Source organism: Ruegeria sp. SAZD011, assembly GCF_059612545.1.
In genome coordinates, this window is record NZ_JBXWQU010000041.1 from 308,494 (window position 1) to 319,879 (window position 11,386).

At 59.5% G+C, this 11,386-nt stretch carries 9 protein-coding genes; 8 read left to right on the top strand and 1 reads right to left on the bottom strand.

Annotation, left to right across the window (positions count from 1 at the left end):
- Window positions 1-35: 35 nt before the first annotated feature.
- Window positions 36-1,496: a sigma 54-interacting transcriptional regulator gene (locus AC2FLM_RS22065; RefSeq protein WP_496859965.1), complete on the bottom strand. Its 1,461-nt coding sequence runs from the start codon at window positions 1,494-1,496 to the stop codon at window positions 36-38.
- Window positions 1,497-1,758: 262 nt separating this feature from the next.
- Between AC2FLM_RS22065 and AC2FLM_RS22070 the strand changes: the two genes are divergently transcribed.
- The 8 genes from AC2FLM_RS22070 to AC2FLM_RS22105 all read left to right on the top strand — a co-directional run.
- Complete coding sequence (locus tag AC2FLM_RS22070) at window positions 1,759-2,037, top strand: hypothetical protein (protein ID WP_496859966.1); 279 nt, start codon at window positions 1,759-1,761, stop codon at window positions 2,035-2,037.
- A gap of 39 nt (window positions 2,038-2,076) precedes the next feature.
- Entirely contained in the window at window positions 2,077-2,433 is a 357-nt protein-coding gene (locus AC2FLM_RS22075; RefSeq protein ID WP_496859967.1) for a hypothetical protein, read from the top strand.
- Complete coding sequence (locus tag AC2FLM_RS22080) at window positions 2,426-2,692, top strand: hypothetical protein (protein WP_282370188.1); 267 nt, start codon at window positions 2,426-2,428, stop codon at window positions 2,690-2,692. The genes AC2FLM_RS22075 and AC2FLM_RS22080 overlap by 8 nt, the downstream gene beginning before the upstream one ends.
- Window positions 2,693-2,730: 38 nt before the next feature.
- A complete protein-coding gene (locus AC2FLM_RS22085; RefSeq protein WP_496859968.1) occupies window positions 2,731-2,898 on the top strand; it encodes an HNH endonuclease in 168 nt (55 codons plus the stop codon).
- The gene (locus tag AC2FLM_RS22090; RefSeq protein ID WP_496859969.1) at window positions 2,885-4,549 is read left to right on the top strand and encodes a DEAD/DEAH box helicase; all 1,665 of its coding nucleotides are present in this window, start codon (window positions 2,885-2,887) and stop codon (window positions 4,547-4,549) included. The genes AC2FLM_RS22085 and AC2FLM_RS22090 overlap by 14 nt, the downstream gene beginning before the upstream one ends.
- A gap of 34 nt (window positions 4,550-4,583) precedes the next feature.
- A complete protein-coding gene (locus AC2FLM_RS22095) occupies window positions 4,584-5,513 on the top strand; it encodes a 3'-5' exonuclease (protein ID WP_496859970.1) in 930 nt (309 codons plus the stop codon).
- A complete protein-coding gene (locus tag AC2FLM_RS22100) occupies window positions 5,510-8,932 on the top strand; it encodes a TM0106 family RecB-like putative nuclease (RefSeq protein WP_496859971.1) in 3,423 nt (1,140 codons plus the stop codon). Before AC2FLM_RS22095 ends, AC2FLM_RS22100 begins: the two co-directional genes overlap by 4 nt.
- A 72-nt stretch (window positions 8,933-9,004) precedes the next feature.
- Window positions 9,005-11,386: STY4851/ECs_5259 family protein (locus AC2FLM_RS22105; protein ID WP_496859972.1), on the top strand; the 2,382-nt coding region annotated here is incomplete at its 3' end.

The window sequence follows — 11,386 nt, forward strand, 5'->3', positions numbered from 1 at the left end:
TCAGGCCGACCTCATTGGACGACGTGTCTGCAAACTTAGGATACGCCATATTTCGTCATCCAGTTTGTCAGCGTTTGATAGCTTGGCAATCCAATCAGTTTTGCTGCGTTTGTCTTGTTCCCTTCGGCATGCGCGATCGCGCGCGTTATGTAATGCCTGGCAACCTCCGCCATGATTTCCTGGAGGTTCACGCCTTCGTCGATCGGTTGATCAAGAATACTGTTCTGCGTCCCCGCCGGCGCCGGCGCGGTAAAGACGGCATCCCAGATATCGTCTTCCGTGATCTGAGACCCTTCGCTCCAGATCGCGGCTCGGCGCAGAGAATTTTCAAGTTCGCGGAGGTTTCCCGGCCAGGGACGCTGAAGCAGGACGTTCTTCGCCCCGGGTGAAAGGGTCTTCTTCTCAAACCCGGGCTCATCCGCGCTTTGCTCATTGATGCGCTCAAGCAGCATATCGATGAGCGGGCCCAGGTCTCCCTTGCGCTCTCGAAGAGGGGGGATCTTCAGAACGAGTACAGCAAGTCCGAAGAAGAGCTCTTCGCGGAAATCGCCAGCGGCCACAACATCGATCAGTTGCTTTCTAGTGGCAGCAATGATCCGCACATCTGCCTTCCCGCCCTTCGAAGTCACAATCTCATCACCAGCCATCTCATCGAGAAGAATCTGAAGACGAACCTGTGCTTGCGGCGGCAGAAGTTCGACCTCATCGAGATAGAGAGTGCCGCCCGACGCCTCTGCGAGGGCGCCGCCGCCATCGCCAGATCCGAATATCTCGGCGTCGATCTGGTCGAGCTTAAGGGCGCCGCAGTTCAACGAGACGAAAGGCTTGTCACTTCGTGGGCCGAAATCATGGATGGCTCGCGCCAAGACTTCCTTCTCTGTGCCTGCTTCGCCCTCGATCAGAACAGGCACATTGCGGACGGCAGCCTTCTTCGCCTTGCGCGCCATGCGGTCCATCGCCGGGCTTCTGAAAATGAGGTCGCCGAATGTCCTCGTATCAAGGCCGCCGCTGAGCTTGGCGAGCCTCGCATCCGCTGACTCAATTATCTTTGGAAGGAGTTCGGCTGAGACGTCGAACGGAACTTCTATCGTCTGAACGCCGCCTTCCCGCGACGACTGCAGCAATTCAGCCGGAAAGCGCGTTGCGCCCAGTATGGCCCAGACAAGCGCCATGGCCCAGGTGCCCGGGCTCAGATGAAAGGTGAGTTCAGGGATGTCAGGGGCAGCGGCCCGCCGGCAGCGGTTCACAACATCCACCGTGATCTCGTGGATCGCCGCGATATCGGTTGGATCGCTCAGCTGGACGCTCTCGACGACGATTTCCGCCGGAATCCGCTGGCTCAGCCAATCCGTGTAGGCTGCTACCTTCGAGCCGTCCTGGTTCGCGATGAGAACCAGGCGGTCAAAGCGCCGCTCCTCTACCGCACTGCAGATCGGGCCCGTCTGCCCCTCAGGGTGGGTCGGGGCGACGAGGTCCTGCGTGCCTATCCATGCCATTAGAATCTTCATGTGGACCCAAATAGAAGGAATCTTGCGCTAATGCAAGACCCTTTATGTTTTTTCGATAGGACGCCCCGGATCCATCTCGTCGAATTTATGGTAAATAAAACTTATACTTAGCGAGACTCTAGGTGGGGATCGGCTCGGTGCCATAAGAAAATTTGCGCTGAAAAACAAAAAATATCTTGCAACATGACGTAAGGTTTCTTATCTCGGGGTCAGCAGCGGCGAGGCCGCAATTTTTTGGGGATGTCGCAAGATGGCGCAGCGAGAGAGAGACGAGCTGGAGGAGGTCACCGCTAAAGTGAGTGCGCTCACCAAGGCGCTTCTCGATGAGGGCAACGATCCCTCGATGGTCGCCTTCGCGCTGACCTCGGTGGCGACCGACATGGGGCTGCAGGTCTGTGGCGACCCGATGCGGGTCATCCCGGTGCTGCTCGGCGCAATCTCCCAGCAAGCGCACATGCGCGCAGGAGGTGCTGCCGAGAAGGACGCCGAAGAGCCGGCGTGTGTCCCGCTTGGTGCGACTGTTCACTGAGTTGGGGCGGGTGTGGATCCAAGGGAAGGGAGAGGCGAGATGAAAACCAGGCAAAAGCTCCGGGGCGTGTCCCTTCTTTCGGCAGTCTTTGGTGAGCTGTCGCAGCAGCTGCCTGAGGGCATCATTTCGACCGAGGAGTTGCTCGGGGCAGCCCAGAAACTGATTGAGCTCTCGAAACGAGAGTACATCACCGACGGGCATCCTGAGGCGCGGCGTCATCAGGGATACTATTCCTATGATCTCTGCACCGCATTCGACAAATTCCAGGGGCGGATTCTGGAGACAGAGACGGGCCTGCAATACGACCGCATCGCTGGCTGCAGCCGGCTTGATGGTTTGAAGGAGCTGCTGAATGGCAGCCGTGAAGACATGGTTTTGGAGGAGATCTATGGCTGAGTACAAAGCGGCATCCGCCCTGCGAGAGCACATGCTGGAGGGGCATCCGGTCACACTTTTGGAAGCGATCCTGCTCTTCGGAGTTCAGGGGCCGAACGCAGAGTTCGGTCGCATGAAGAAGGACGGATTTCTGGTCGCATCAAGGCAGGTCCCGATGGCGAAGGTGATCCGCCGGATCAACGAATACACGGTCTGCAAGGTTCCTGAGGGCCTTCCCTACAAGGAAATCCAGCTGACCGAGTACTGGATCAAGAAATGAGGCGTGCGTTTACACCTCGTCAAAGGCGCGTCCTGCGGATGCTCGCCGGCAACCTCTGCCAGAAATGCGGAGCGGTGCTTGATGCGGATTTCCATGCGGATCATGTGCGCGCCCACTCGAAGGGTGGACCCACGATACTGGAGAACGGGCAGGCGCTCTGTGCGAGCTGCAACCTGAAGAAAGGTGCGAGCCATGACGACGATTAATCTGAGACCCTGGCAGGCCGCCTGCGCCAACAAAGCAATGGACTGGCTCAAGGCCGGCGAAGATCGGCATTTCCTGGTCAATGCGGCACCGGGCGCCGGCAAGACCATCTGCGCCTCCGTCATCGCGCAGCGTCTGCTTGATGCGGATCTGATCGATCGGGTGATCGTGATCGCCCCGCGCAAGGCGGTCGTGAAGCAGTGGGCGACTGAATTCAAGCTCGTGACCGGGCGTCCGATGCTTCAGATCACCGGGGCCGACGAAGAACCCGAAGAATATGGCGTCGACCTGTGCGCGACCTGGTCGGCGATCCAGAGCTCGCTCGATGGACTTCAGGCCGTGTGCCGGAAGGACCGGACGCTCGTCATCTGCGATGAGCATCACCATGCTGCCGTCGCGGCGGCATGGGGGGATGGCGCAAACGGTGCCTTCGCGGACGCTAAGTATGCGTTGATCCTCACCGGAACCCCGATCCGGTCCGACGGAAAGGAATCCGTCTGGCTGGCCTATGATGATCAGGGGCTGATCGATCACCCCGCGGGAGGGTCCTACACACTCACCTATGGTGAGGCCGTCGACCTCGAGTATTGCCGGCCGATCACGTTCCACCGGCACGAAGGAAAGTTCTCTGTGAAGCTGGATGACGGGGAAAACATTTCCGTGTCCGGCACGGAGGACACCCACTTCTCGCCCGCGCTGAAGCGGATCCGGGGACTTCAGCAAGCCTTGGACTACTACAAGCTCGCCTGCACACCGAAGTATCTGGCCTCGGGCGCGGCAGATCCTGATTCCTATCAGGCCAGCATGCTTCAGTGGTGCATCGACAAGCTGAATGACCTTCGGCTTCGCATGCCCGAGGCCGGCGGCCTCGTGATTGCGCCCAACATTCCGGTTGCGGAGTACATGGCGGAGCTGCTCGAGCTCCTTGATGGCGAGAAACCCGTGGTCGTCCATAACCAGGTCGCCAACCCTGAAGGCAAGATCACGGCGTTTCGCAACAGCAAGAAGCGTTGGATCGTGTCTGTGGCCATGATCTCCGAGGGCGTCGATATCCAGCGCCTGCGCATCCTCGCCTATCTGCCGAATGCGCAGACGGAGCTCTCTTTCCGGCAGGCTATGGGCCGGGTTGTACGGAACTTCGGGCCGCAGGACGACTCTCGTGCCTATGTGGTGATGCCGACGCATCGCATCTTCGAGGAGTACGCGCGCCGGGTAGAGGCCGAAATGTCGCCGGCCAAATTGCGCCCGTCGGATACGCCAGACACCAAGGTCTGCCCGGACTGTGGCGCAGAGTGCGCGAAGGACGCGACCGCCTGCCATGTCTGCGATGCGGAGTTTCCTGTCCGTCAGCCCAGGATGAAGACCTGCGACGCTTGCGGGGCGCTCAATCCTCTCAGCGCCAAGGACTGTCAGTCTTGCGGCGCGGCGTTCGCACATGCCTTCGAGATCTCTCTGAATGAGGCCTTGCGGGTTGGGGCCATCATCCGGGGCATGGAGCTCGAGGAAGAGGAGGTTCAGGAGGGGGAAGCCATCCGCGATGTCTTCCGGAAGGGCGTTCTGAGCAGCGGGGATGACCAGCTGATCAAGATCCTCAAGCTCCTGCCCGAGGAAAGCTATGGACGCCTCGCCCGCATGTTCGAGGAGAACAAGTGATGCGCGTTGCGGTTGACAGGAAGCAGGTGGCGCGATGAACGATCAAAGTCTCTTTGCGATCGGTGCAGAGCACGTCATTCAGAGCGGGGCGCAAGCCCATGCGGATGATTGGCGGCTCCTTCGCCGGCTTGCTCTGCCGCGCCGCCTGAATGATCCACGTGGCGGTACGGTCAAGCGCGCCCTGGTCATCGATGTTGAGACCACCGGCCTTTCGCTCGAGGGTGACGAAGTGATCCAGCTGGCCATGCTGCCGTTCTCCTATGAGCTCGAGACCGGACGGATCCTCGAGATCGAGCACGACAGGGCCTTTGAGGGACTTCGCGAGCCAGGCGTCCCGATCTCGGACGAGGCCAGTCTGGTCACCGGACTGACGGCTGAAACGGTCGCGGGACGGACGATCAACGGTTCTGACGTGGAGGCGCTGGTGGTGGATGCGGACCTGATCATCGCCCACAACGCCAGTTTCGACCGGGTCATGGTCGAGAAGCTCTGGCCCTGCTTTGCCGGGAAGCCCTGGGGGTGCTCTCTCACGAGTATCGACTGGCTGCGCGAGGGCTTCTCGGCGGGCAAGCTCGACTATCTCGGCATGCAGTTCGGCTGGTTCTACGATGGCCATCGGGCGCTCGCGGATTGCGAGGCCTGTCTGGCCCTGCTCGCGCAGGAGCTGCCTCTGTCGGGCCAGCGTGTCATGTCAGCGGTCCGGGATGCCGCGCTCCGGGAAGAACACCTCGTCCGGGCGGTCGATGCTCCCTTTGACGAGCGCCAGAAACTGAAGGAGCGCGGGTATCGCTGGCGGCCGGCTGAGCTTCCGCTGGGAAGGGTCTGGTGGACGATCACCGCCGACCCCTCGTCGGAGATCGCCTGGCTCCGGGCTGAAATCTACGGTCGGGACGCCAATGTGCCGATGCACAAGGTCACAGCGTTTAACCGCTTCTCGGAGCGTCTCTGGGAGGCGCAACCATGAAAAAGCATGTCGATCAGATCGTCCTGAGTGCATCCGACCTCGTCGGCCATCTGAACTGCGGCCATCTGACCGAGCTGGATCTTCAGGTTGCTGAAGGAGCGCTTGCGAAGCCGAAGCATTGGGATCCGCTTCTCGAGGTTCTTCGAGAGCGGGGTGACCAGCATGAAAACGCCTTCATCGCGCACCTTGAGGCTCAGGGCCTGACGTCCATCCGGATCGACGGAGTCGACATCACGCCAGCGGCCGTCACCGAGACCCGGACTGCGATGGAGTCTGGCGCTCAGATCATCGTCCAGGCGGCGCTTGCACATGGCAGGTGGGTCGGGCGGGCCGATATCCTGCGGCGGGTCGAGAAACCCAGCCATCTCGGGTCGTGGTCCTACGAGATCATCGACACGAAACTTGCCCGCGAGACCAAGGCTGGCTCGGTGCTTCAGCTTTGTCTCTACGCCGACCTGTTGGAACAGGTGCAGGGGATCGCGCCTGAATATGTCTACGTTGTGGCGCCCTGGTCCGACTTCGAACCTCAAGTGTTTCGATACGCGGACTACGCTGCGTATTTCCGGAAGGCCAAGGCCGCCGCTGAAGCGGCGACTGCCGGCGGAGTGCTGGGAGGTCAGTATCCTGAGCCGAAGGAACACTGCGACATCTGCAGATGGCGGATCCAGTGCGACGCACGGCGCCGTGCAGATGACCATCTCTGCCTGGTCGCCGGGATCAGCAAGAACCAGACTGCCGAACTTCAGGACAACGGGATCACGACCGCAGCAGCACTCGCGGAAATGCCGACGCCCATGCCCTGGAAGCCTAAGAAGGGGTCGCCGCTCTACTATGAGAAGGCACGTGAGCAGGCCCGCATTCAAATGGAGTCTCGTGAAGTCGGGGAAGTCCGGTATGAGCTCCTGCCGATCGTTGAAGATATCGGCCTGTGTCTGCTGCCTGAACCTTCTGACGCAGATATTTTCTTCGACATCGAAAGCGATGCGTTCGTTGGGGAACACGGCCTCGAGTATCTCTTCGGCTATATCTATCGCGATGAAAGTGGCACCTGGACCTACACGGCGGACTGGGCGTTTGATCGGGAAGGCGAGAAGGCGATCTTCGAGCGCTTCGTGGACTTCGTGAATGCGCGCAGGGAGCAGTATCCTGACCTGCATGTCTTTCACTATGCACCCTATGAACCCGGGGCGCTGAAACGCCTGATGGGCCGCTACGCGACCCGGGAAGGCGAAATCGACGACTTCCTGCGCAGCAATCTGCTGGTCGATCTCTACAGCGTCGTGCGCAATGGGCTGCGCGCCGGGGTCGAGAGCTACTCGATCAAGAAGCTGGAGCCGATCTACGGCTTTGTACGGGATACCAGCCTGCCAGATGCGAACGTGGCTCTAGCGCGCCTGCAGGCCGGGCTCGAACTGGGCGACATCGATGCCATTGACGGCGAGGTGCGCGCGACCGTGCAGTCCTACAACTACGAGGACTGCACCTCTACCATTGCCCTCCGCGACTGGCTTGAAGACCGTCGGCAGGAGCTCGTCGACGCCGGAACCGATGTGCCGCGTCCCTTGCCGTCGGTCCGGGAGCCAAGCGAAGCGCTGACTGAACGTCAGGAAGCAGTGCAGGCTCTGATCGAACGTCTCACGGCCGACGTGCCCGCGGATATCGAAGAGCGGAGCGAAGAACAGCACGCGCGCTGGATCCTCGCGAATATCCTCGACTGGCATCGCCGCGAGGACAAGGCCGCATGGTGGGAATACTTCCGTCTCTCCGCGCTCACGCCGGAAGAACTCGTCGACGAGCGCGCCGCGCTGTCGCAGCTGACGTTTGTCGGAGACGTCTCGCCACCGGGCGCGCGGACGCCGGTTCACCGGTATGCTTTCCCGCAGCAGGACACGGATCTCCGCGGTGAAGAAGAACTGCGGATGAACGGCGGCGACAAGATCGGCAGCGTTATCGCGGTTTCTGCGGATGACCGGACGGTCGACATCAAGAAGATGGGGAAGACGGCCGACATCCACCCCGAGGGCGTCTTCGCGCATCAGATGTTCGACACCAAGGAACAGGCTGACAGCCTGATGCGACTGGGCAAGTATGTCGCCGACCATGGCATCGAAGGGGACGGGCCTTATCGTAGCGCCCGGGCGCTCTTGCTTCGTCTCAGGCCGGAGCTTAGCGATGGACCGATCCGCCAGTCGGACGAAACGACCCTGCAGGCTGCACTTCGCGTGGCACGCGAGCTTGAGGACGGCATCTTCCCGATCCAGGGCCCTCCGGGAACCGGCAAGTCACACACGGGCGCGCGCATGATCTGCGAGCTCGTTAAGCGTGGAAAGAAGATCGGAATCACGGCCAACAGCCACAAGGTGATCCGAAACCTGCTCGACAAGGTTGTCGAGGCGGCGCCGGAAATGAAGGTCGATCTCTGCTGTGTTCAGAAACCGAAGTCTGGGGACAAAGAACCAGATCAGGATCGCCTGAAGTTCGTGACCAAGAATGATGCTGTTTACACGGCGCTCCGCTCAGGATCGGCGCAGGTTGCCGGTGCGACGCACTTCCTCTCGTCAAGGGCTGACGCCCATGAAGTGCTTGATGTGCTCGTGATCGACGAAGCCGCCCAGATGTCACTTGCCAATGTCCTGGCGGTGGCCCAGAGCGCGAAGGCCGTGATCCTGCTAGGGGATCCTCAGCAGCTAGACCAGCCCACGCAGGGCACGCATCCGGACGGGACCGGCGTCTCCGCGCTGGAGCATGTCCTCGGCGGCGCGCATACGATTGCCGGGGATCAGGGCCTCTTCCTCGAGGAGACGTGGCGCCTGCATCCCGAGATTCGCCGGTTCAATTCGGAGCTCTTCTATGACGAAAAGCTGCATTCAGTAGCAGGATGCGAGCTGCAGGAAATCCGCGGCGCCGGTTCCCTCACGGGCTCAGGGCTGAGGTATCTCCCCGTCGAGCACACGGGCAATCAGAGTTCGTCGATCGAAGAGGCAGAGGCTGTTGCGCGGCTCGTCCAAGAGGTTCTGTCTGGTCAGCCGACGTGGATTGACCGAGAGGGTCAGGAGAGGCCACTCACGCTCGAGGACATCCTGATCATCGCGCCGTACAATGCGCAGGTCTTTGAGATTCAGCAACGTCTGCCCGGCGCGCGCGTTGGGACTGTCGACAAGTTCCAGGGCCAAGAGGCGCCGATCGCGATCTACTCGATGGCGACTTCGAGCCATGCTGACGCACCGCGGGGCATGGAGTTCCTGTACAGTGCAAACCGCTTCAACGTTGCAATCTCACGAGCAAAGTGCGTTGCGGTCCTGGTGGCCTCGCCTAAAGTGTTCGAGGCGGAATGTCGGACACCGCGGCAGATGCAACTGGCAAATGCGTTTTGTAGGTATCTTGAATGCTCAACAGAAATCAATTCTCCCGTTTCCTAAAAAAGACAATACCTCAATTACAAAAGAGGGCAGATCGCCCTAGCGAAAAAAAATGCGTCGAGCAGCTATCAAATGAAGATACTTGATGAAGTCCTAGACGAAAGCGGAGGTTTAGCCGCGCCCGACGGCAGACCAATGTTTTCTTACAGTTACTCAGCCGAAGCTCATGCCCGTTTGGGGTCAATACTGCCTGCTCGGTTGTCCATCGGACAGGCTTTGCCCGAGACTTCCGCCGCGTTTGTTCTTTGGGCTTCAGAACACATACGAGCGAACTTTCTCGGGGGCCAGCTGACTTGGAGCTTCGTATTTGATGGACTGGGGATCGCCGAGGATCGCGACCTAGCGGTGTCTTTGGTTGCTCGGGGATTGAAGTGGTGGCGCAGAAAAGTCCGTATGACTGAAACTGGGATACACCAATATCTTTACTCGTTGATGTCAGAGGGCGGACTACCACAGGCACTTCTGCAGCAGCAGGGCCTGTACAACAGAGTTGTCGTAGGGTTCTTGAGAGAGATTGAAGCTGAGGGCGGAACTCACGCACGAGTTATCGCGCCAACGATTGCGGGCAGATATATCGTCAGTCTTCCGCAGGCCTTTCACAATACAGACTGGGTTAAGGCTCTCTCAGAGTTCGGTATGTCGCTCGTCGAGCTTCGCGAGCAAGTTCCTGAAGGAGTCGAGCCGGAACTGATCGAGAACTGGCTCGACGACAATGTCCGTGATTGGAAAAAAACTTTGCCGTTGCGTCTCTCATCTAAGGCGTATGAGGCTCTGATCAGACCAGCTCTCAAGTCTGAACGAACTCGCCTCGTCAGGACGGACGTGCCAATAGCACGGCAGTTGCGCCGAGGCAGTGATGGTATCTGGCGGGGCTATGTTAAGTACGCGCCGAGTGGCACCATCCCTGGAGACTTGCTGCCGGAGGCGGTGGGGCAGAGGCTGAGGCTGGTCGCCACGTCCGATCTGGGGGGCGCATCCGTTAGCTACACTGCGTCGCCTGAGGAAAAAGCATGGAGTCTACGTCGATTTGGGGCGCAGAAAACGACGGCTTCTCAATGGGATATCTCAGAGATGATCGTTCTCGAAGCATATGCGGACGGGCGTTCTCTCGGCTCGGTTGTCATGGACCCCGGGCTACCTCACCCTCTAGAGGCTCCAAGCATTTGGAGGGCTGCGGATCAAGTTGAAGGCTTGGGGCCCGATACATTGCTTCCATCTTCAGGACGCACGCAATCAGAGGCGCTTTGGATCCTCACAAATGCTGACTGCCAACCTTCCGTCAGTGACGGGCTATGTGTCGGAGACCCCCAAGAAGCCGAAAATGGACAACTTTGGCCTGTGTCTGGAACCGGCGTTGTTGCAGTTCAAGGCCTACAACTTCGCATAGGTACAGGGCTCGAAAACGCTGAAGATCATGCCCGCATCATGCCGATCGGCGACACTCTGACCGTCTGGCGCTTAAAGGACGGAAGCCCGATTTTTTTGGGTGAGCCAACAGTACTGGCAGGTATCGGTGACGCTCCCTTGCGCGCTCCTGATCAATCTTCAGTAATTGTGCGCGATGGTCGGAGCTTGGGAACGAAAGTCATCTCTTGGAGCGGCGACTCTTTTGGCGTCGCTCAAATGCGGATTGTCTGTCTTCCCTCAGAAACGAGCCTGGTTCTAAGGGAGGTGTCAGCGGGAACGGTGGAGCTGTCCGCGGATGGGCTCCCTGGTACCTGGACGCTTGCATTGTCTTTGGGAGACCAGGTGGTTCGCCAGGAAGTTGGTTGTGCCCTAGGCAAACTGAGCCTAACCGCGCCAGGGTCTCCAATCGGGCTGATCACGTTGAGGCTCTCAGATCCAGGATCTGGTCGACACTTGGAACTTCTTGCCGCCTGGCCGTCACGCGAGGGAATGCTCCTGGATCCGAACGGAAACCGGCTTCAAGACAATAGGCCAATCGTCCCCGACGCCCTGCGCGGATGGCGGGCAGTCGTCCCATCTGGATCGACCGGCGATATTCAGCTGAAACTCAACAATGAACAGCCGATCGCGCTCAGAATTCAGGGCGAAGCGTCGCTGGGAGCAATGTCTCAACTGGTGTGGCTCATGCTCGCCCATGGCGGGCCTGACGCTCAGGTCGATATACGTCTGATTGTTCGAGGCAACGAGGGCAGACGACTGGAAGTTCGGCGGTATCAAAATCACGCCGCTGTTAGAGGTTCTATCCTGAGGCTCGGGCAAGAGCGTGATCCACAGCGGCCGGGTGATCTACCGCAAATCGTAATTGAGAGCGAAGAAGATCGCGCCGAAATCACAGCCATCAGCCTTACATCAGATGCTACGCCGGTCTCCGCGAGATTTACAGTTTCGGATATCGATCTGTCTGATTTCCTAGGCTCCAGACTCGTTCTTTTTCATAGCCAGAACAAAACGGTTGCGGCGAGAGCGATGGCTGAGAAGAAGGTTTCC